At 40.3% G+C, this 22,573-nt stretch carries 19 protein-coding genes; 9 read left to right on the top strand and 10 right to left on the bottom strand.

The genetic code is table 11. From position 1 onward, the window contains the following. Positions 1-5 precede the first annotated feature (5 nt). The 7 genes from LPTSP_RS15555 to LPTSP_RS15525 form a co-directional block, all read right to left on the bottom strand. A complete protein-coding gene (locus tag LPTSP_RS15555) occupies positions 6-2,984 on the bottom strand; it encodes a PP2C family protein-serine/threonine phosphatase (protein ID WP_108929581.1) in 2,979 nt (992 codons plus the stop codon). Positions 2,985-2,988: 4 nt separating this feature from the next. Then, entirely contained in the window at positions 2,989-3,408 is a 420-nt protein-coding gene (locus LPTSP_RS15550) for an ATP-binding protein (protein ID WP_108929946.1), read from the bottom strand. An 8-nt stretch (positions 3,409-3,416) separates the two neighbouring features. Then, positions 3,417-3,758: an STAS domain-containing protein gene (locus LPTSP_RS15545; RefSeq protein ID WP_108929580.1), complete on the bottom strand. Its 342-nt coding sequence runs from the start codon at positions 3,756-3,758 to the stop codon at positions 3,417-3,419. Further along, positions 3,758-4,681: a hypothetical protein gene (locus LPTSP_RS15540; RefSeq protein ID WP_108929579.1), complete on the bottom strand. Its 924-nt coding sequence runs from the start codon at positions 4,679-4,681 to the stop codon at positions 3,758-3,760. Before LPTSP_RS15540 ends, LPTSP_RS15545 begins: the two co-directional genes overlap by 1 nt. A 199-nt stretch (positions 4,682-4,880) precedes the next feature. Next, positions 4,881-5,582, bottom strand: coding sequence for an MgtC/SapB family protein (locus tag LPTSP_RS15535; RefSeq protein ID WP_108929578.1), 702 nt, complete (start codon positions 5,580-5,582; stop codon positions 4,881-4,883). Between the two features lie 15 nt (positions 5,583-5,597). Beyond that, entirely contained in the window at positions 5,598-6,374 is a 777-nt protein-coding gene (locus tag LPTSP_RS15530; RefSeq protein WP_108929577.1) for an inositol monophosphatase family protein, read from the bottom strand. A gap of 26 nt (positions 6,375-6,400) precedes the next feature. Then, positions 6,401-7,717, bottom strand: a complete 1,317-nt coding sequence (locus LPTSP_RS15525) for a HEAT repeat domain-containing protein (RefSeq protein ID WP_245915588.1) — start codon at positions 7,715-7,717, stop codon at positions 6,401-6,403. Positions 7,718-8,052: 335 nt separating this feature from the next. Here LPTSP_RS15525 and hflX point away from each other — a divergent pair, with 335 nt between their 5' ends. Further along, positions 8,053-9,723, top strand: a complete 1,671-nt coding sequence (gene hflX, locus LPTSP_RS15515; protein ID WP_369689664.1) for a GTPase HflX — start codon at positions 8,053-8,055, stop codon at positions 9,721-9,723. Between the two features lie 22 nt (positions 9,724-9,745). Here the strand turns inward: hflX and LPTSP_RS19345 are convergent, their stop codons facing one another. Beyond that, on the bottom strand, positions 9,746-9,871 hold the full coding sequence (locus LPTSP_RS19345; RefSeq protein WP_279305031.1) for a hypothetical protein: 126 nt from the start codon (positions 9,869-9,871) through the stop codon (positions 9,746-9,748). Between the two features lie 112 nt (positions 9,872-9,983). Here LPTSP_RS19345 and murB point away from each other — a divergent pair, with 112 nt between their 5' ends. The 3 genes from murB (at position 9,984) to LPTSP_RS15500 (ending at position 12,715) form a co-directional block, all read left to right on the top strand. After that, complete coding sequence (gene murB, locus LPTSP_RS15510) at positions 9,984-10,937, top strand: UDP-N-acetylmuramate dehydrogenase (protein ID WP_108929944.1); 954 nt, start codon at positions 9,984-9,986, stop codon at positions 10,935-10,937. A 15-nt stretch (positions 10,938-10,952) separates the two neighbouring features. After that, entirely contained in the window at positions 10,953-11,534 is a 582-nt protein-coding gene (locus tag LPTSP_RS15505; RefSeq protein WP_108929574.1) for a TetR/AcrR family transcriptional regulator, read from the top strand. Between the two features lie 278 nt (positions 11,535-11,812). Next, positions 11,813-12,715 carry a hypothetical protein gene (locus LPTSP_RS15500; protein WP_245915622.1) on the top strand — a complete coding sequence of 301 codons (903 nt, stop codon included), beginning with the start codon at positions 11,813-11,815 and terminating at the stop codon, positions 12,713-12,715. Positions 12,716-12,741: 26 nt separating this feature from the next. On the opposite strand, the gene LPTSP_RS19285 is transcribed toward LPTSP_RS15500, so the two are convergent. Continuing rightward, the gene (locus tag LPTSP_RS19285; protein ID WP_245915587.1) at positions 12,742-13,275 is read right to left on the bottom strand and encodes a hypothetical protein; all 534 of its coding nucleotides are present in this window, start codon (positions 13,273-13,275) and stop codon (positions 12,742-12,744) included. A gap of 512 nt (positions 13,276-13,787) precedes the next feature. Here LPTSP_RS19285 and LPTSP_RS15490 point away from each other — a divergent pair. Continuing rightward, the gene (locus tag LPTSP_RS15490) at positions 13,788-14,519 is read left to right on the top strand and encodes a TetR/AcrR family transcriptional regulator (protein WP_108929572.1); all 732 of its coding nucleotides are present in this window, start codon (positions 13,788-13,790) and stop codon (positions 14,517-14,519) included. Between the two features lie 145 nt (positions 14,520-14,664). Continuing rightward, positions 14,665-16,206, top strand: coding sequence for an Lcl C-terminal domain-containing protein (locus tag LPTSP_RS15485; protein ID WP_108929571.1), 1,542 nt, complete (start codon positions 14,665-14,667; stop codon positions 16,204-16,206). A gap of 2 nt (positions 16,207-16,208) precedes the next feature. On the opposite strand, the gene gpmI is transcribed toward LPTSP_RS15485, so the two are convergent. Beyond that, a complete protein-coding gene (gene gpmI, locus LPTSP_RS15480) occupies positions 16,209-17,849 on the bottom strand; it encodes a 2,3-bisphosphoglycerate-independent phosphoglycerate mutase (RefSeq protein WP_108929570.1) in 1,641 nt (546 codons plus the stop codon). Between the two features lie 243 nt (positions 17,850-18,092). On the opposite strand from gpmI, the gene LPTSP_RS15475 reads away from it, so the two are divergent. The 3 genes from LPTSP_RS15475 (at position 18,093) to LPTSP_RS15465 (ending at position 22,468) form a co-directional block, all read left to right on the top strand. Then, complete coding sequence (locus tag LPTSP_RS15475; protein WP_108929569.1) at positions 18,093-20,117, top strand: hypothetical protein; 2,025 nt, start codon at positions 18,093-18,095, stop codon at positions 20,115-20,117. A 115-nt stretch (positions 20,118-20,232) separates the two neighbouring features. Further along, positions 20,233-21,249, top strand: coding sequence for a DUF1554 domain-containing protein (locus LPTSP_RS15470; protein ID WP_108929568.1), 1,017 nt, complete (start codon positions 20,233-20,235; stop codon positions 21,247-21,249). Between the two features lie 88 nt (positions 21,250-21,337). Continuing rightward, positions 21,338-22,468, top strand: coding sequence for a DUF1554 domain-containing protein (locus LPTSP_RS15465; RefSeq protein ID WP_108929942.1), 1,131 nt, complete (start codon positions 21,338-21,340; stop codon positions 22,466-22,468). Positions 22,469-22,573: the final 105 nt, after the last annotated feature.

The following is a 22,573-nucleotide window of genomic DNA, read 5'->3' as shown; positions in this document are numbered from 1 at the left end:
GGTTCTTATCTTTTCCGGATTGCGATCATAGCGATATCGTCCGAAAGTTTAGAGAACCCTGTCGCACTTAGATCTTGTTGTGTATGAGATTCCACATCAGCGACGATTGTTTTGATCAACTCTTCCGGACGTTTTTCTCCGTTCGCGTGCAGTAATTTTGCAAGCCTTTCTCTGGTGTACATATCCGAGTTAGGACTTCTTGCCTCATCCAAACCGTCCGTATATTCGAAGAAAATATCTCCGGAATCCAAGGTTAATACTCTTTTCTCTATCGTAGTTTCAAAGAAGGAATTTTCATCCATACCGATCGGCAAACCACCAGCAGGAAGTTCTTTGATCTTTCCATCGGAAGCATCAAAGAATAAAGGCTTAACGTGGCCCGCAGAAATATATTCCAATCTGGAAGTATTGGAATCGAAGATAGCTAAGAAGAAAGTAATAAAAATATGATCGGGAGTGTCTTCATATTGATAAGCATTTGCCTCGAGTAAGATCTTTTTCAAATCCCTTTCTCCTTTCCGGAGAATCGCCCTGATCTGAGACCTGAAAAGAGCCATCACTATCGCAGGGCCCACACCGTGGTTAGAAACGTCGCCGATACAGATCGCGATCTTCCCTCCACCCAATTCAATAAAATCGTAATAATCCCCGCCGACTCCGGTCATCGCCTTATAGAACGCACCGAATTCCACATAGTCGTTCAAACTAGAAGGAAGTTTTTCAGGAAGAAGTCGTTTCTGGATCTCTTCTGCTGCCAAAAGTTCTCCTTTCATCTCTTCTCTTTCTTTCAAACCGTGAACCATATCGTTCAGGGATTCGCTCAATACTCCAATCTCGTCGTAACCTGCAGGAGGAAATTCCACATTCAGATTACCTTCCCCAATTGATTCAGCATTTTTACTGATCACTCTGATCCTGCGAACCACAAACCAAGCCAAACCGTAAGCTAAAAGAATTGCGATCGTCCCGATGATCCCGGTATACCGGATCATTTCCTCCCGGTTGGATTTCATTTGACGGACACCTTCGGTCCTATCTATTAGAATAATATTATATCCTAATAAGTCTTTTCGGAGAAGATCATAGACCAATCCTTTGCCCTCCTCTTCTCCCGGAGCTACAAGAGGAGTAGAATCCAAATCCCACATTACTTCTTCCGCTTCACTTCTGCTTCGGACTAGAATTCCGGAATCCCAAGCAATTCCCTTCGGAGCTTTAGGAAGTTCCGTCTCTGAATTCCCGGAAAGGATCCATTCTCTCAAAAGTCTCCATTTGATCCGAACGGACTTTCTTTCATTTTCATCCTTATAATATCTTCTAATTCCAGCAGGCCCTGTTTTGAAAGGAATAAAAGTAAAGTCCTCTAGAGCCGCTTCTCTCAGGCCGTAAAACGCATCCTCTGCTTTTCTTTCGTAGGAATTCCCCCAATCTCCCTTAGTAGATTCCAAACGAATTAAGGAATCTTTATATTCTTCTTGCTGGGATTCTAATGTCCTGATCTTTTCTTGGATTTCCTCCGGAGAAGTTTTATTTTCTCCCTCTTTAGGAGGGAATTTCAATAGCTTCTCCCATTCCAAAATTTCTTTGGAAGTGCTGGCGATCTTGTCTTTTAGAGATTTATGATCATCGTTCCATTTCTTTTCATTTTTCTCAAAAACCGATGTATACGGCTGTAACTGCTCCAACTTTGTGTCTCGTTTTTTGAGCATCTGTCTATAAGCAAGAGCTAGATTTTTGAATTCCTTATCGGAAGAAGGTTTGGCCTTTCCATCCTTACGAAGTTCCGACATTCTGGCCTTTAATCTTTGGGAAATCTCAGCAATCTCTGCGGAAATTTTTCTATCTTCTTCTAGATACTTTGCCCAATCTTTGGGATTCTCTAAGATCTCTTCCGCCATAGATCTGGATCTTTCCGCTGTGCTCGGGTTCCTGAAAACGGGACGATACACTACTTCATATTGTCTTCCACCTACCTCGTAACTTTCCGGCTCCGATTTGTTTTGAATGACTTCTAAAACATCCGAATCTCCAAAAAGACTCTTGCGGCTTTCGGTAAAATCCGCTTGCGAGAGTAATTTTTTGCCTGTCTCCGAACTTTGGGAGAAGAGTAAACCCGTATCTAAAGTTTCCTTTCCCACTCGATCATATGCTAAAATTCTAATTTTATCCGGAAGAAGTCCTAAAGAGGAAATCCTATCCTTAAACGATCCTCTGAAAAAATTCTGGAGCGCTTTTGTTAAAGCAGTCTCTCCTGATGCCGCCTTCTTCTCTCCATCCGGGATAGCCTTTTCTGCAGTCTTTTTTTCCTTCTCTAGTTTGTCTTTATCCGAAAGGTAAGTCTTTTTCTTTTTAGGATCCAAATCAGCTTTTGCTAATTCAGTATCTAGAAACTTGAGTTCTTCTCCAATTTCCTCTATTCTGATCTTAGAAGTCTCCGCACTGATCCTCGCAAGTGCAGTCTTCTCCGCAATGGACCTGATCTTTTCATAAACAGGAGCATCAATCGGAGCTCCATTCTCTTTTCTTAATTCGTTACGAACCTTGGACTCGAACTCTTGGATCTCTTTTTCGGAAAGATATCGAGTAAAATATGTATCAACGGATTTATAAACATTCCCTCTTTTAACATTCAATCCTATGGATTGGCCGAATGCTTTTAATGCACCAAAAAGTCCGCCTTCCTTCTGGACAACTGTCCTCTTGAACTTACTTAGTTGTTTCTTTTTCTCTTTTACCCTGACCTTGAACTCTTCTATCAAGATCATACTTCTGCTCAGATTTTCCAGATCTAAAACGACCGAGTTCACATATTCCAACGGAGCCTTTAACTCTGACTCAAGCTTCTCTTCTAAAGCTTTTGTCTGTTGGGAATAATGAATTATAGAAGTAAAACCTAATATGGAGATGACCAATGCGGCTGTGAAAAAGGAAAGTTTTGCCCGTATTCCGGGTAGAACCGCTCTTAGGAATTTGTTTTTAATCATCTTATTATCTCGTATGAATCAGAGTGAGTTTGTTACGCGGAGGATTTTTGAGACGTTGGTAACGTACGACCATTATCTTTTTAATGGAACGTAATCCGAAACCTCCGTCGGCCCCGCTTTCGTATAATTCCTTCCAGGTTTCGCTTTTTTCTTTGGTGGGATCGAAAGGAACGCCTTGGTCCAGGATAGAGAACTTCCAGCTTCCTTTATTCTTTTTCATTCTTAATTCGATTTTAGAAGAGTCTGGCTCCGAAAATCCATGCTCTATTACATTAGTCATAGCTTCATCTAAGCAGAATACGATCCTGCCCTTGACTATATCCGAACAGTCTTCTCCTAAAAATTCGCGAACCTCTCCCCGAATTTTAGAAAGCTCATCCAGATCGACGGAGTAATATAGTATTTTTTCCGGAATGGAATCCATGAGAGGATTCAAACCCCGCCTAACGCATCATCTAAAGAAGGAAATACTCTCACCTTTTTGGTGAAATACATAAGTTCCATCGTATCCTTCACTTCCTTTTTAAGGTTGCAGAAAACGATCTCTCCCGATTTTTCCTTCAGGAATTTTTGGATCGAGTTTAGAACGCCGATCCCTGCGGAAGCAATATAAGTAAGTGCCGAACAATCACAAATGATGGTTTTGATACCGTTCCCTACCGCCGCTTCCAATTTGATTTTTAGGTCCGGAGCGGTTTTAGCATCAATCTCTCCTGCGACCTTGAGGATCAATTTGCTTCCGTCCACTTTTTCGTTGAATGTGAGGTTTGCCATTACACACCCTTCCTTAATTCTTTCATTAAATCCTTCGCTTGGATGATTCCGTATAGTTTTCTTTCTAAGGAGTCTATTTCGTAATAATACTTTGTATTTGGATCCCCTTCGAAAATATGAGCGTATTTCCGAATGCCCTGGATCGCCTTCTTTGCATTTCCTTCTAATATACCCTTTGTTATGGAAAAGTAAAGTTCAATGGCAAGAGAATCTTTTAAGGTTTCCCTGAAACCGACTTCACGTTTTCCTAATGCGTCCAGAAGATTATCTACCTCTTGTTCGCTATAAGTTTCCGAATCACTGTAGTTAATTATATATCTGGAAAGTAGTTTTTTGCATCGGACTAGATTATTCACCTTTGCTGCAGAAAGTATCTGCTGGTATAAAGTATGGACTTCTGTATCCAGATATACCTTTTGTCTGGTCCCGTCCAGTTTTACAGGCTCGAAAGCGGACTTTAATTCTTCCTTAGAGAAATTCTTAATGGAATCTTCGAAAAGTTTTTCGTTATTATCGCTGGTTACTTTTTCGAATTCCTTCAGAGGTTTTTCCAATACAGCAATAAATTCCAAAGCTTCCGGCGAAGAAGCTATATTTCCTGATTCTTGGATCTTCTCCAAAAAGAAAATGCAAGAGTCACCCAAAGCGGAAAGACTTTCTATAATCGCCTGGGAGATCAAACGTTTGCATTGGTGAGAGAGAGTATGCAAATAAGAAGGATTATTAGAATCCTCTTGGATCTTATCGATCATCTTGCTTGCAGCAAGTGCAGAATGGGATTTTTCCTTTTCCCAACCCGCATAGATAAACGGATCGTATAGATATTTTTTAAAATTCTTTTTGCCAGACATGGCAAGAAGTCGAACGATTTTTACAAGTTCCTGTGCGAGATCCGAAGGGATCGATGTTCTTTTTTCGGCCATATCCAGGTCAGAATGATTTTATAAACTCTTAAAAAAAGCATAGCAAATTCCGAAATTCGAACAGAATACCGTAAAAGTAATAGGACATAAGAGCCGACCCCATGGTCGGGCCATTGAAGCCCAAGACATGTTATCGATAGATAGTTAGTTAGTTTTTGAACGGACTATAAATAGATTTCGAAATTGTAACAAAATCGACTTAAGTCGATTCGATGCTGATTTTTATGACATCCGCCAGGTTTCTGAATTCATCTACAATCTTTAGGATATCAAAATCCCGAGGCATCGCTATCGTAAGTTTGATCTGAGCGCTTTTAGCTTGATAATCCTGCATAAAAGATTCTGAAACCAATCTTAACTTATTTCTTAATAATAATTCCTTAAATCCTTTTCGGTGGAATTTTTTCTGTTTCAGATCTAAGATCAAGACCTTATATTCGTATTTTCCAAAATACCTTTCTTCTACTAGATCGAACAAGATCAGAATGATCAATGTAGCAACCGTGGTTAAAAATGCGGCAAAGTATAAACCTGCACCAACAAGCAAGCCGATCGCAGAAACGATCCAAATAGAAGCTGCGGTATTCAACCCCTTGACGGTTAATCCGAACTTCATGATCGCACCCGCGCATAAAAATCCAACTCCGGAAACCACCTGAGCAGCTATCCTGGAAGGATCTCCCCCCACTACGGAATAGAACTCCGGAATAAAAATAGACAATAACATCAGAACGGTAGAAGCAAGACCTATCAGGATATGGGTCCTAAATCCTGCCCCATGATTTTTACCTTCTCTATTCCAGCCTACCGCGCCCGCAAAAAGAATGATCAAACCCACCCGAATACTTACCGTGAAGGTATCGATCGTTTTAGAATCCAAAATGGTTAGAAATTCCTGCATATTCCAAGGAATGACTTAAGGTTTAAGTCGGTAAACTTCTTTTAATAAATCTTGGTCTCTACTTAATAAGGCAGACATACGGATCCTATCCCATTTCAAAGGATTGCCTACTTTATCCAAAGCGATCCCTCCTGCTTCTTCCAATGCGAGCACTCCTGCAGCAAAGTCCCAGACCTTGGCTCCACTTAAGTTCATGAATAGATCCGTCTTACCTTCTAATAATTCCAAAAATCCTGCCCCGGTCGCAGCCAAAGCACGGGTCGCTAAAGTATTTTTACTAGCGTTCGCAATCCAGCGATAGTCCTCATCTTGAAAAGTATTATTGATCTCAAGAGATAGAACGGAACGATCCAGACTTCCTCCTATTTTCAGAAGGATCTTTCTCTCATTTATAAAAGTGCCAGCTCCCCTTTGGGAAGTGAGATACGTATCCAATGCAGGAAAATAAATACATCCTACTTTAGGAGATCCTTTCTCCACATAAGCCAGAATTACACTGAACTCTTTGATCCCTCTAGAAAACAAAGTGGTACCGTCTAACTCGTCGCAAACGATAAAAGTTTCGGGAAGAGGCTCATGATTATTTTGCTCTTCCATCACCAAAGGAATTCCAGAAAATTCTTTTTTTAGAATTCCTTCCAGAACACGATGAGAATCCAAATCTGCTTGGGTCAAAACCTGCATAGGATCTTTCAGATCGAATGTGGATTCTTTTCCGAATAATTTTAGGATCTCTATTCCTGCTGATTTAGATGCAGATTTAAAAACGGAAAGAATTTTAGAAGGATCCATTGCCTTAAGGAAAGGACGAAACCTTATTAAGGATTCGGATTTTCGCTCTGAGTACTAGGAGCCGGATCAGAAGTTTCCATATCGTCCAGGATAGAAGGCTTTTTCGGTTTCTTCTTCTTTTCCTTCTCTTCCTTAGGCATGGAAATAGTCCTAACTTGGATATATTTTCCAAACACCCAGCCTTGGACAGTTTCCGTAAAAGCGTCCTTGTATTTGGTGTTTACCAAAACCTTATAATAAAAGTCCTCAATTCTCTGGCCTTCGATCGGAATGATATAAGCCACGGAATTTTTGCTGATTACCTTTCCAACTTCTCCCGCTTCCAGGTCACGGATCTTAGGAGCTCCTACATAAGGTTCTCTCAGAAGAGGAGTATTATCGGAAATAATAGTCATATATTTTCCGACAGCTTTTAATTTATACAGTCTAGCGCTGATCTCGTTTACTATTTCTTCGGAACCGGAGTTAGCATTAAGAATTCTTAATAATGCAAAGATCGCGAAAGAATTTTTCTGTTCCGTCAAAGTATCGAGGATCTGATTCCTTAGATTCGTTTTATCTTTGAAAGAATCTTCCAAAATTTTCATGGAAGTTCTGGTCTTATGCCGGCCTAAGGCTTCCACTGCCGCCTTTTGGAATTCTTCGTCTTCCGAATTCAGATAATCTATAAAAATGCGAAGGTCTTCCGGAACTTGGTAATATCCCAGACCTAAAAGAGTGGCCTTAACGATTTCTTTATCGTCCGACTTGAGGCCTTTTTTTAAGAGAACTTCTCTTGCTCCAGGATCTAAAGTTTTGCCCATCCCTCTGAAAGAGGCTACTCTAATCTCCCTGTCGGAAGACTTTGCGCCTACATAAAAGTAATCTAATGAACGTCTGGAACCTATATCCGCAAGTCCCTTATATGCCGCCTGACGCACCCACTCTCCGTCACGATCGATCATTTGATGTAAAATGTTAACACCTGCAGGATTTCTCAATCTTCCCAAGGCCAAGGCTGCGGCTGCTCTAACTCTCGGAATGGGATGGGTCAGACCGAAATGTTTTAATCTGCCGTAATTATATGTAGCTTCCGCTTCGAAAACCTTCAATAAACCGGTTTTTAAAAGATCATTATAACGTTTGGATTCAGGATCCAAGACCTGCTTTTTAGGTTTCTTTTTCTTGGTTTCTTGGTCATCGGAAGAAGAGGGATCTTCAGAGTCCGAGGAATTGTTCCCTACATCTGAAGTATTGTTAGTATCTTCGGGAGTTTGAGCGAAAACAGGTGAAAACCAGACTCCAAGGGAGGCGATCAGTAATAATCCTGGAAATAAAAATCTGAAATTCAATAGGGCAAACATTCTTTTAATCGAAAAGCAAGCTTTGGTCCAGGAAACATTCCCCTGCGTCAGCCTCTATTCTTTTTTTCGACCATCCGTTATCGTGCGATTACCTTTTTTTAAGGCCAAATCCATGATTGCAAGTAATGTAACCGTAAAAGTAATAATTTCTTTCCAGAACAGGATACGGATTTGCCCTCTAAACCTTTATATCTATAGAATTCGATCTTCTTACATTTTTTGCGATCGGAACTGCTTGACTCCCTTTTTGGAAAATGGTACCGTCTAATTCTTAGAGAAGAGGCAAATTTATCAGTAAGCTCAGCGGAAACCTTTCCGGACTCAAGTCCAACCAGATCCAAAGACTCAAAAAACTCTCCGAGCGTAGAATTCGGGAAAACGTGATCATCACGCCCGAAGTTTCCAGAACACTCACAGAACTTTCCTTCGAAATCAGCAGACAAATCGGGATCCTAATTGATAGGAATGGATACGTAACTCACGTGATCGTGGGATCGGATAGCTCCATCGACATCCCTTGGCTGGATCGTATCAGGACATCCGAAGCAAGGTTAAGAGGTGTCCGACTGGTGCATAGCCATCTTAAAGAAGAGAGTCTGAACCAAGAAGATCTTACCGACTTAGCTTTATTACGTTTAGATTATATAACTGCAGTTACAGTAGACGAAAAAGGTCTTCCCAAATCCTATTATTCCGCACATGTAAATCCGGAAGACGAAGAAGGAGAACCTTGGACGGTCCTTCCTAAAAAAGTTCCGGGACAATTGGAAGAAGGTATACTGGACGAAATTCTGGAAATCGAAGGACGAATGACCAGATACCGCAAGAATCTTAAAGGCGCTCAAAAAGAGAACAGAGCCTTTTTAGTAGGAGTGTATCCTGAGAATAATAGAATACGTCCTCCTGCACAGTCTATCGACGAATTAAAAGAACTCTGCAGGACTGCAGGAGTTCATGTAGTAGATTCATTTATACAAAGAAAAAATCGTTTAGATCCCTCTACCGTATTAGGAAAAGGTAAACTAGAAGAGATCGTACTAAAAGCGATCCAAAAGCAGGTGGAATTATTAGTATTCGATCTGGAACTTACACCTTCTCAAGCGAAGAAGATCTCCGACTATGCCGATCTCAAAGTTTTAGATAGAACCCAATTGATCTTGGATATTTTTGCAAGAAACGCAACAAGCAGAGATGGTAAGCTTCAGGTAGAACTCGCCCAATTAAAATATCTGAAAGGAAGACTTTCAGAGTTGGACGATAATATGTCCAGGCTCACCGGTGGGATCGGGGGAAGAGGGCCTGGGGAAACCAAACTGGAAATTGGAAAACGTAGAGTAGAAGAAAGAATTTCCAGATTAGAACAAGAACTTAAGTCCTTAAAAAAACGAAGAGAGATCGCAAGAAGAAGACGTAAGAAAAATGAGATCCCTGTCTGCGGTATCGTCGGTTATACGAACGCAGGGAAATCCACTCTGCTGAACGCGATGACAAATTCTACCGTACTGTCCGAAGACAAATTATTCGCAACCTTGGACCCGACATCCAGAAGAATACGTTTCCCGGAAGAAAGAGAGATAATAGTCTCCGACACCGTGGGATTTATCCATGATCTTCCCCCGGAACTATCCAACGCATTCAAAGCAACGCTCGAAGAGTTGGGAGATTCGGATCTTTTGGTACATGTGGTGGACGTTTCCAATCCTGACTTCAGACAACAAATGGAAGCTGTGGAAACTATATTAGAAGATTTGAATTTATCCGATATCCCTAGGATCTTAGTATTCAACAAAATAGACGGATTACCGGAAGAAGGCCGAAACGAACTCTTAAGAGAAGCGGATCTGGATACGATCTACGTATCCGCTATCCAAGGTTTTGGATTAAACACTCTATTGAATCGGATAGAAGATAGAATTTACTCCCAAGCAGAGGCAAAACTCTCTAGTTCTAAACTTTGGGAAGAAGATGAGGAATGGAAAGAGGAAACGGAAAAAACCTACGTTTAACGCAGGTTTTGGGACAGGCTTCTTATACTAGACCGGCTAATTTTTCTTGGTCCATAGCCAATCGGATCACAGAATTAATATAAGTTTCCCTATCTGATCTTCCGGTGATATAATCTTGATACACGGATTGCAAGAGCAAATAAAACATATTCTTTCGGCCCCTAAAAGAATGTTCGGACCGACTTACTCTTCTCATAAGCCTTTTTTAGGCCTTAGACTTTTTTCTTGCTCCTAGATCCGAACGGGGAAACTTGAATAAAGTGACCATTCTTTCCGAAATACAGATCCGAGAACTAAAGAATTCCCTAGAAAATTCCGGTCTACCCTACCGGGAAAATCAGGATTTGAGCGTTCATTGCTCCTTTAAGATCGGAGGCACTTCTCCCATAATGGTCGAGCCTGAAACCCAGGAACAAATCCTAGAAACACTTTCCGTATTCAAAAAACTGGATCTACCATGGAAGATCTTAGGGGGCGGTACCAATATCCTGATCTCAGATCACCCGGATGATTTTGTGATCTTAAAACTCTCCGGAGGATTTAAGGAATACCAAGACATGGGAGAAGGTATCTTCCGTGTAGGAGCTGCAACCAACACCACTCCGGTGTTCCGTCAAATCTCTCAGAAAGGATATACTGGCGCAGAATTCCTAAGCACCATCCCAGGCTGGACCGGAGGAGCGGTCATCCAAAACGCTGGATGTTACGGAGGAGAACTTTTCGATCTTATCCAAGAAGTAGAATTCTTGAGAAATGGAGAAGTCCTAAAAAGAAAACCTTCCGAGATAGAACACGGTTATAGATTTACTGAGTTCTTAAAAAGAAAAGATTCCATTATTCTTTCCATTCAGATCAAATTAAAGCCTGGAAACTTAGAAGAGATTGAAGCTTCTCTCAAAGAAAAAAGGGACAAACGAAATTCTTCTCAGCCCCAGAACAAAAAAAGTGCCGGTTCCATGTTTAAAAACCCGAAGGTGTTCGACGAACAAGGAAAAGAGATCAAAGCTTGGCAATTCATAGACAAGGTAGGCCTGAGAGGTTTACAAATAGGCGGAGCCCAAATCTCTCCGGAACATTGTAATTTTATAGTGAATACCGGAGGAGCAAAAGCCTCCGATGTCTATGGACTTGTAAATACTGTCCAAGAAAAAGTGGAAAAAGAAACCGGTGTGACATTACAAAGAGAAGTGGAATACTTCGGTTCCATTCCCTAATTCCAGGAAAACCAGATGCCAGTAGTTCGAGATCCGGAAGATAAAAAAGAAAGAATACTCACCTCTGCCTTAAGGTTATTTACCGAAAAAGGTTTTGAAGCAACTCCTATACCGGATCTAGCTAAGGACGCAGGAATAGGCGCAGGAACAATATATAGATATTATAAAAACAAAGAAGAACTAGTAAACGAGTTATATCGTTTCTGGAAAAACAAACTGAGAGAAACTCTCGCAGAAAATTATCCTGAAAAAGCAAAGTCCAAAGACCTATTCATTCATTTATGGAAGGCACTTGCAACTTTCTACCATCGTTATCCGGAAGCGTTCGAATTTTTAGAGTTACACTATCATTCTCCTTATTTGGACCAAGCCAGTAAGAAGGCAACCTCCCAAACCATGGAGTTCATTTGCACATTTTTAGAACAAGCTAAAGCCAAAGGTGATATCAGATCCGACCTAGGTTCCATGGAGCTAGTTTCCTTATGTTATGGAAGTTTTGTGGGAATGGTGAAGATGGCCAAAGGCGGTTATATCCGACTTTCTACAGAGACCTTACATGCTTCCGGTTTAACTCTTTGGAAAGCATTGGCAAAATAAGCGTTTCTCAAATAACATCTCTTTCTAATATGTTTATATATTAGATTCTAACGATTTATGGAATCTGAATTCAGATTCCGGCATTATGTTTCGCCTTACTCATTACTTAAGTATCTGATCTGTTTATGTAAAGAACCTTCAGTCTCCCAATTAGAGTAGTATTCCTGAACATTCAATGTCTTAATCAATAAAATTTATTAGAATCCTTGCCAATTCTGAATCAATTTCAATGGTTGAATTGAAAATGATAGATAGTTAGGAGAAATCGTTTGTCCCTCGTGCCTTCTATAGCTCTTCTTTGCTCAGCGATATTTTTTTATATTAAATCCGATAGACGAAAGCTATCTTTGGCCTTCACTTCGATTGCTTCCTTAATGGCTCTATGGTCAATATTATTATTTTTCTTAGAATCTGGAATAGATCTCGAAATTAAATTCACAATCGCAAATCTAATACCAATCCCTCCCCTTTTCATTCCATATTTAGTAAACTATATAATTCGAAACTATTCTAACCCAAATAACTTAACTCCTGTTCCGCGTCTTTTCTCAATAGCCCATACTATAGCAATTATAGTATTTTCTATCCTATTTATATTAGGGATAGGTTCGCCTTTCTTATTCAATGGATCTTCTTTTTATTTTCACGGAGGATTGATTTATAATCTTTCTATATTTTATATTTATACGGCACTTGCTTGGGGGATGGGCAGGATCGTTTATAACATGTTCCAAGGAAGCTATTTCGAAAAACTTCATTCAATTTACCTTTTTACGGGGATTCTATTTTCCTGCCTCTTCTCAGTCGGTTTTCTTTTATTTAGCTCTTCGAAAGAATTGATTCATAATTCCATTTTGGCCATTGGATTGATTTTTTTCCTTTGGTTTAGCTGGATACCGGTTACAAAATATAGATTATTTAACGTAGATATAGAGGACTTCGGAAAAAATCTTAGAAGTCCTCGAATTTCTTCCATTGTAATAACCATCAATCGATATCTATTGAATAAAATCGACCCAGTTGGATACAAGGAAATCTGCGATAGATACGAAAAACTAAAAGCTGAGGAACTCAAGAATATTCAAATGTCCGGTATTCAGCGTCTTTTGTTAGGCAGGGTTTCGCCAATTGAATACTTAGCTGAAGCCTCAGAAAAAATAACAAAATCGTTTTTCAATTAGATCTATAAAGAAAGTCTTACTTTCAATTAATCGTATACTTTCTTTTCTAAGCTCAATAATTGTTTGTATGCCGATTCATAAGAGGATCGAGGTAAATTCAAAATCAGTGAGATTACAGATCGTAAATTCTTATTTTTCTTTTCTTGCAATAGCTTATGACACACGTTGATCAGCAGTTCTTTATCACTTAATTCCAATTTAAGGGTTAGATCGATAACCCTCTTCATCTGAACGTCTTCTTTTACTTTTTGTGACTTAACAAGATCAGTCACTAGGTCGCCAAAAATTGACATCTGCTCTTCGGTGGTGGCCTGCCAGATACCTTTGCCGGTTTTAATGTAAGTTTTTGATATTCCTAGCTGAATTAAGAGCTCATTTAAGATTAATTCCTCTATTTTATCATCATTTCGCGCCCATCTCTGAAAGGTATGCTGGGTAATATTTACTCTTTCGACCGCTCGCTGTATTCCATATTGATGCACCGCATGTAACAGCCGTTTACCTTCAGATCCTAGGGCCCGGGAAGGTTTTAATGTTTCAGGGTCCTTAACTTTCTTCATTTTTGATCCTTAGACAAAAAAGTACTTTTTGTACATTTTTTTACTTGATTACGTATATTTTGTACCTTTCATGGAACCGATATTAAACCTGCTGGTGCGAGTAAATCATTATTAATAATGATAACTACTGTTCCCAAATTTCAGTTCAGTTATCTATTTTTTTGATTTATTACAATAGGTTTAGAATGCTGGGTCCGGAAAACTAATGTTATAGATCCTCGGAATATTACAATCTTTGTTCTAAATAATTCAATCTGCAAAATTGGATTATTTATTTTTTCAGAGAAAATAAACTCGGCACATTCTTAATTAGGTATAACAACTTAATAATAGGAAAATTGCATATTTTTTATTACTAAGTCGTTGTATTCAAATTTACTAATAGTTAAACTCGCATCTCCGATCCTGAGAAATATAAATGAGTCAGTTCCAAAGAGAAGAATTAAAAAAACTTAATACTAAACTAAGGAAATTCTTAAAAGAGAACGAGACCATTGAGGAAAAATTTAAGAATGCTTGCCCAAATGGAAAATAGTCCTTTATCAGAAAACATAGATATTCCCTCGGACCCAGAGGTCACACCCGATCAGGACCCGAAATATCAAACCGACAAGGAATCGGCAGAAGAAAGATTTCACAAAAGACAAGACGAGTCCAAAGAGAGGATCATTCGTTCCGCTCTTAAGTTATTTGCAGAAAGAGGATTTTTCGAAACAAGGATCCCTGAAATTTCCGCTCACGCAAAAGTAGGAGTCGGCACAGTATACCGCCACTACCGGAACAAGGACCATCTTTTCAACGAGGCTTTTCGGATCTCAGTCCAAGAATTTTCCGAGTTCTTAGATAAATCTATCTCTAAGAGCTTATCCGCGAAAGAACAGTTTTTTGATTTTTGGAAAGGGCTTGGACTATTCTCCCAAGGAAAATTCGACCAGTTGATCATGATAGAAAGAAATCTATCTTCTTACATACTGGATGAGGAAAGCACGAAAGAGGCTGTGGCCTTAAAACAAAAAATTTCAGAATACTTTGAACCTGCAGAGAACGATAAAAATCTCAAACAACTTTATCCTTATCTCATTCTTGGCTCTTTTACTGGAATCCTACGGTTTCATCGGATCCAGGAGAATCACATAGAAACTTCTCTTTTGGAACAATCTGCTGAAATGTTATGGGAAGGATTTTCTAAGGTCCGCCCGCCCCTAACTTCTAAAAAGAAAGAAAAACCGACAAAAAAAGCCTGAAATCAGGAATGGGATACTTTTTTTTGTCGGAGGATTATCCCCGATGAGATAGGGATATAAGTGTTAAAAACTTATTTACTAAGTGGAAATAGATCAGAGGATAAATTCGTCCTTTTGTTAGTAAACCCACTCTCAAGATAACAATATGCGGGCTCGCTTTTTAATATTTTTAGTTGGATTCGGAATGTTATGCAAACCTATAGAAGTGCATAACCCAGCCATCCCTTTTTCGGATGCTTGGTGGGAGACAACCTTTGTTCGTTGTATCTTGGGAGAATTAGATGTATGTCTTCCAGGCCCAGCTGTCAGCGGCAGCCTTAGCGCAAAATTCGTAAGTAATAATCCTGGAGCAGTTACCTCTTCTGATCTCACATGGAGATCGGATACTGCCGGACCTTATGATGTTCGCATAGATGCAGACTCTTGCACAAGTGGTACAAGTTTGATCACAGGAACTGCTATAGCAAACACAGATAATATCACCACGATCAATGCGAGCCTTCTTCCTTTGGGAGCAAGTCATGTTCGAGTTTGCGTGACCGACCCGGAAGAAGATATAACTGGGTCCGGGATTTTCAAGATCGTTCGGGATGATAGTTATCCCACTGTGAGCACGAATCCAGCAGGTGGTGCTTATACTTCTTCTCAAAATGTTTCTATTCTTTGTTCGGATACTGGAGGAGCGGGTTGCGACAAAGTAGCATATGTTACCGATACTTCTACTCCCGATATAGACGGAGCGACTGGGACAGTAAATACAGGAACGCAATATTCTACTGCTATCAATGTACCAGCAAATAGTACTACATCTTTCAAATATCTGGCAAGAGATAAGGCGGGGAATGTATCCGCTGTTTCCACTTCTGACGTAACTGTGGATACTGTTACTCCAACGATTTCTGCATCTAATCCGAGTGACGGTACCACTGGAGTCGCTCTTTCTCCTGGATCACTTAGTCTGAGTTTTGCGGAACCCATGAACACCGGTCTCACTATGACCATGACCACAGAGATTTATAATGGAACCTCATGGGTTACAATTCCGAACAGCAATACAATATTCGATTGGCAGGACTCTCAAACCTTAGTCATTACCGTAAGCTGGGTTTATTTTCCGGAAGAATCCCAAATCCGTTGGACCATTCCTTCCAGCTCTTTACAAGACGAAGCGGGAAACTCAGTGAGTCATCAATCTACTTTTACTACCACGACCGGAGCCACTGTTACCGGAGGTCAGGTCTATTCCGGTCCGACTACACATGGAACTTATACTTTGGATGTTACCACTACCGATACTTCCACTGGACTTGTTTGGAAAACTTGTTGGGAAGGAAGAAGTGGACCGGGTTGTGCATCAGGTTCTGCTACAAATATTTCTTGGGGATCTGCGTTAGATGGATGTGCCTACCTGAACACCATACATGGACCAGGAATAGGTTATGCAGACCGGGAAAACTGGAGACTTCCTAGAGCGGAGGAACTATATTCTTTGGTAGAAGGAGGTGCAGATCCGTATATAAACACCACTGCATTTCCCAACCCAGTTTCTCCTGCAACTTGGACCGCATCTAAAGGAATTACAGGTTCTCCAATGGATCAGTTTGCGAGAACAGTAGTATTCATGTATGGAAGCCTAAACCAATTCGATAAAAGCCTAGGTTACGCGTTACACTGCGTAAGCGATTGATCTTATTTTGCTATTAAACTAGGATGATATCCTTCGGGGGTTTCGTATCCCATTATATCTAAGATCGTGGCAGCAACGTTAGCCAGTCCAGGTTCTTGCAAGTCTGTTCTTAATTTGATCTTGTTCTCAGGGTCCAAAACGCTAAAAGGAACAGGATTTAAGGTATGAGAAGTTTTAGGAACAGGTTTGCCTTCCTTGTCCTTCTGCACATTTCCCTTTTTGTCCAATTGGTACATCTCATCAGCGTTCCCGTGGTCCGCACTTACCAATAGAACTACATTATTTTTTTTGCATGCTTCTGCAAGACGACCCATACATCCGTCCAAGAATTCCATAGCCTTAACTGTTGCCGGATAATTTCCAGTATGACCTACCATGTCTCCGTTCGGGAAATTAATCCTATAGAAGTCAGAATGATTTTCTCCTAAAACTCTTTCGAGTTCTGCAGTAATCGCTTGTGCTTTCATTTCAGGTGTTTGATCGAATGGAATTACATCGGAAGGAATTTCCTTATATTCTTCACTTTTGGAGTCAAATTTTCCGGAACGATTTCCATTCCAGAAGAAAGTCACGTGTCCATATTTCTGTGTTTCGGATAACGCGTATTGGTTGATCCCGGATTTGGCCATATATTCGCCCAAGGTGCGATCAATCGCAGGAGGACTTACTAAAAAGCGTTCAGGTAATTGTAGGTCCCCGTCGTACTGCATCATCCCTGCGTAACATACTTCAGGGAAATTTCCTCTATCGAATTTATCAAAATTTTTCTGGGTGAATGCTTGGGAGATCTCAATCGCTCTATCCCCTCTGAAATTTGTAAATACTACAGAATCTCCGCTCAGAATTTTTCCGACCGGCTTTCCAGATTCTTCTACCACAAAACTTGGAAGATATTGATCGATCACAGCAGGATCTTCTTTTCTAAAAGTTTCGATTGCGGTCTTTGCATCAGGGAAAGCTCTACCTTCTCCATGAACATGGATCTTCCAGCCTCTCTCTACCATGGACCAATCCGCTTCGTAACGGTCCATGGTGATGGTCATTCTTCCACCGCCGGATGCGACCTTTACGTCAGCACCTTTAGACCTAAGAGTGGTTAGCCATTCTTCGAAAGGGGTCAGATAATCTAATGCAGATTTTTCAGGCACGTCCCTTCCGTCTAGAAGAATGTGCAATCTGATCTTTGGAACCTTCTCCTGGATCGCAGCTTGTATCAAAGACTTTGTATGATCGATATGCGCGTGAACGTTTCCGTCTGAGAACAAGCCGATCAAATGAAGTGTGGAATTTTTAGTCTTGGTATTTTCGACAATTTCTTTCCAAGCTTTTCCTTCGAATAACAGTCCTTCGGCGATAGAGTTATTGACCAGCTTAGCACCCTGATCGAAAATACGCCCGCAGCCCAATACATTATGACCTACTTCGGAGTTGCCCATGTCCTCATCAGAAGGCATTCCAACAGCGGTTCCATGTGCTTTCAAAAGTATGGTGGGAGATTCTTTCCAAAGTTTATTGAGGAAAGGAAGATTGGCGCCTGCAATCGCGTTCCCGAATTCGGGTCCTTTAGGAGTATAACCTACGCCGTCTAAAATTACGAATAATAGCTTTTTGGGAGAGAAGGGAGTCTTTTTCTTCAGTTGCATTCTATTCCAGGAAAGCTCTTCCCTATGCTTCGTCAAGAGGATTCACATAGGGACTTTGGCATACGTCCTTCGGTTTATATGGGTTTTATCGAAAAAGAAGAAGGATTTAGGTTTTTCGGTGGAAGCGATTAGAATGCATTATATGATGGTTTTGAGTATCCTCAGGGATATTCATATCTTTACGTGGATACTTTTCCGCAACTATATGCTAAATTCTTAATATTTAATTATTTATAGACAAAGATGAACGCAAAAGGTCCCAAACCCTTAGATCCACATACAGGCAATGCAGCCGTTCCCAACTTTTTAAAAGTTAAGAAGTTAAACGAAGTAGTGAGTTACTACATGAACGACAAGATAACTCACTCCGTATACAAAGCGATTTCGGCAGCGACATCTTTCAAAAACGTAAAGAAGAGGCAATTATTCGAACCTCATCATAGAGTTCCAGAAGTTGGGGAGTTAAGCCCTAAAGATATCGATCTTCACTTAAAACGCCTGTTGGAAGACGGCACAGTTTCTCAGCTTGCGTATCTGATCAGTGATAGTGCTGAAAAACAACCCGAAGCACTTCCTTGTTACGCTTCTTTTCCGGAAGCGGAATCTTTGGATCTGAGTAGGATCTATCTAGAACTTCTGGATTATTCCGTTTCTTCCCTCTTAAGTTATCTAGATCGAAAGCCGGAAACAAATAAAACCCTACTTTGGGAAAATCTGGAATCAGATCTAGAATGGGGAGCAAGAAAAGAAGCTCCATTTCCTCAGTTATTTTTATATTTAAGACAGTCATTCCATAATGAACATTTCCGAATTCCTGCAAATGCTGAATTCATTAAGGATTTCTTATTCGAATTAGAGGACGATCTTCATAAAAAAGGAAGAGTCATAGATGTTCCCGGATACGGACTCTTCGGAATCAAAAATTCGAAAGAGGCTGTCGAGATCATGGACTACATAGACGATTTTATCCAATCCAAAGGAACAAAACAATTACGCCATGTTCTAACGGAAGAATTCCAAAAGATCGCCATGGAAGAAAAATTATATTATTCTAATACTTCCAATCCGGATACTACAAAATTCAAAATAGAAAGAGCAGAAGCCTTTGCAAGAGCTCTACCAGGCAGTCCAAGTCCGGGAAATCCTGGAATGTTGAGTGTGGTTTTAGTTCGGAGCCTTTCCGAGCTTGCAGAAAAAGAACTTCATAAACAATCCGCAGAAAAAGACAGGAATAGATTCCACGATATCAAAAAGAATCTTCTCTCAGAATCGGGTTCTTGGGAAAAGAAAGTGCTCTTAGTCCCGGACAAAGAATTCAAATCTTATCCGGAAGAATTAAAAAGAATGCTGATAGACGATCTAGAGATCGGTTATTCCACCTGGGAAACCAAAACCACCACTATCCATGCATTCTTTCATAAAAATCCGAACAGCGTCAGACAGATTATCCTTAGTTTGGGAGCTGCCACAAACGTAGAAACTTGGAAAATCCTATGTATCCGACAGCTTGTAGAATCCAACGAGCCTCAGATCAAATCGATCTTCCGAGAACCAGATCTGGTAAGAGCTTACGGAAAAGTATTAAGAAAAGGTTATTTAGATTATTTCCCTTGGTATTATACAATTCTGGATCTTTTGGGAATAGGAAGAATATTCCAAGACGTATTCTTTGCCCAAGCAAAAGAAAAGATCAAAGGGCAACAAAACATACTCAAGGCCAGAAATCACGAGACTTCCAAAAAAGAAGAGCAGGCAAAGATCCAAGAAAAGATCAAAGAAGAAGAAAAGATCCGCTCGGCAGAACAGAAATCTAAAATTTCTTCTGCAATGGATGAGTTTTATTTTAGACGTAGTGTTCCGCCTACCGTTTCTGAGATCCAAGGAAATGTAGGAGAATACTCCGCGGATCTATATTACCAAATTTTGGAGCGGGAAAAGTTCGTTTTTATAACCTGGGAAAAAGGAAAGGAAAGAATGGACCAAATCCTTTGTTATCCGGCAAACGAATCCTTTAGGAACAAAGCCAGAGAATTACATAGAATACTATCCGAAAGAATGGAAGTCCTGCAAAACAAAGTCCGGACCGCAGAGGAAGAAGATAACAGAAGTCGGATTGCAAAAGTAATCAAACATGTGGACGAATGGTTTACTTCTCACAAATCTTCTTCAGATAAAACAACTCCTCAAAAAGGAAAGGTGGATCCCGATGATCCGTACGAATCTTTCCGAAAGGAAATTGATAAAGTAAGAAAAGTAGATAAATCTTAAGGGATAAATTTTTTCTAGTAATAAACGCTGTTCGCTCTATAAATCCGAAAAAAAGTGAGCAAAAACTCGCAATTTGATTTGTGATCCCTAAAAAGAAATTACCTAACCTAGAACTATGAATTTGAATCCAAAGACTTTTTTCAGATTTATCCCGATCGTATCGTTATTCTCCCTATTCTCTTTTTGCAATCAGGCAAACCCGATCAATTTGGACGGCAGCAGCAGTGCTGCCGGCGTTCTTTTGAATGTTGTTTTACCGAATATTATCGGAGCCGAGACAGTTCCCAAAGGTCTTCCACAACTTTCTTCTAATATTATGTATGATGCGGGAAATACTTCCATTGATCTTACATTTTCGGAACAAAGCGCCGTAGACGAGAATTTTACGATGCAGATCGAAAGTTATACTACAGTATCCTCGCCTAGTTTTGTGGGGTATAATACATTTACTCTTCCCGCAAATACAGGCACTCATTCTATCGGTTTTGCGTTAAATGCAGATGATGATAACTGCTTGGATCGTGCAGGAGACAAGTTTAGTTTCAGAATAACGAAAGATTCTACAGGAGATACTTTCGTATATGATGTAAACGTAAAGGATGGGGATTATTGTATTTTCGAATCTTCCTCTAAAACCGTAGCTCAATTAGGTGGGCTCGGTGCAATGGATAATCATTGTAAAAACTTGGCGAGCGGAAAAGGTCTACCCAGAAATCCTGCTTATTATAAAGCGATGGTAGGTGCTCTCTCCACTACCTACGGAGATAGAAATCCTGGAGAAACATTATCTTCTACTTCCTTCTTCCGAACTAATAAAAGATACGTTCGTAAAAAAGGGGACGGAACTTGGGTAAAAGTTTTTTCCATTGGTGGCATCTGGCCTCCAAGTTCGGACTTTGATAATCCTCTGATAGATTCAGGACAATATTGGACTGGAATGCATTCAGGTTGGGGAAGAATGGACAGCAATACCTGTTTGAATGGCTCTGAAAGTTGGACGGATACTAGCGGTTCATCTAGTGGAAACTTGGGCACTTCGAGCGTAGTTACCGGAGATGCTGCCTATATGACTCTTTCTAGTTGCGATGCTCCTTTGGCTCTGCCGTTTATTTGCGTTTATTCCCCGGATTAAACCAAAAAAATCGTTCAATTTTTTTCCTGCTTGGCTGTTTTCATACTTTAAGGGGTATTTTCCTCTGAGAGATCGGGCGGGTGCAAATATGAAAGGATCTAAATCATTAAGGACGGCTTTCATTCTATTATGTCTTACTTTATGGATTTCCAAGTGTAATAATGCGGAATCCACAGCCCTAGATGGAAGTAAGCCTAGCTTAGCAGGCGCGATCACTATAGATCCCTCTATCTTCTGGAATTTATTCGTTACGCTTCCCCCTTATCCGATCGAACCTTTTTTGAACGAGGGAGAAACCATTCTTAGCGTAGATGAAAACGATGCGGCGGATATTTTGTTCGGAGTGCAAAATCCTCCTTCCGACGGAAGTACCATCCAATTCAGGTTTTATAGAAATGATAATCTTACCTTCGTAACTGATTATAATCCGGACCAAGGGGGGTATCAGGATTATCTTACCGTGGATTTCGGGCCGAACCCTCAAAACTCCAACTTCGATTATAAAGGTGGATTCCAAATCAATTCCCTATCCGACGAAAATTGTATCAATAATTACTATGATCTTGTTGCAGTAGATGTAGCGTCCGGAATTTCTCAGACATTTAAAGTTAAGGTAAATGATTCTGATAAATGTATCTTCGTCGCAACAAATAATGGAGCAGGATACCTTGGGAACTTTGCTAAAAAGGGGATCGATAATCTAACTTTCGCAGGCCCGATAGAGGTAGCGGACAATATATGTAATTCTAATATTCCTGACGGTATTAATAAGGATGTAGGTTACAAGGCGATGATCGCGGTAAGTTATAGTCCGAGTGGAAATCTCAGAAATCCATCCACCGATTGGGTATTCAGTTCGTTCCGTAAATATTTCAGCCAGAGCGGCAAGAAGTTAGCATATAGTTTCAGTTCTTCTACTACGATCGGCTTTGCAAATGCAGATCAGTGGACAAATGCTCTCGGAACAACAGGTAAAATTTGGACTGGTTTCAGTTCCATAGATTGGACAACTGATACTCCTACACAAACTCAGTGTGCATCGTTACAACCATCCGGAGCGCCTTATTCTTCTTGGTATTCTGCCACTGCAACCGGAACCCAAGGAGTTCTTTCTGCAGTAAACGGAAACTCTATTGCGGAAATGACAACTACGGATCCTGCTCAAGTGATCCAGACTTCGTGTGCTCAAAGACGTAATATCGTTTGCGTAGGACAATAGTGTTACGTCTGTAGCAATTCGTTTGACCTAAACTTTTTACGTTCTTTAGAAAAAAGTTTATCAAGATCCTTTCTTATAGGATAGTATTTGAGCCTTGTCTTTTAG

This window comes from Leptospira johnsonii, from assembly GCF_003112675.1.
GTDB classification, from domain to species: Bacteria; Spirochaetota; Leptospiria; order Leptospirales; family Leptospiraceae; genus Leptospira_B; species Leptospira_B johnsonii.
This window is presented reverse-complemented; position numbering and strand designations above follow the sequence as displayed.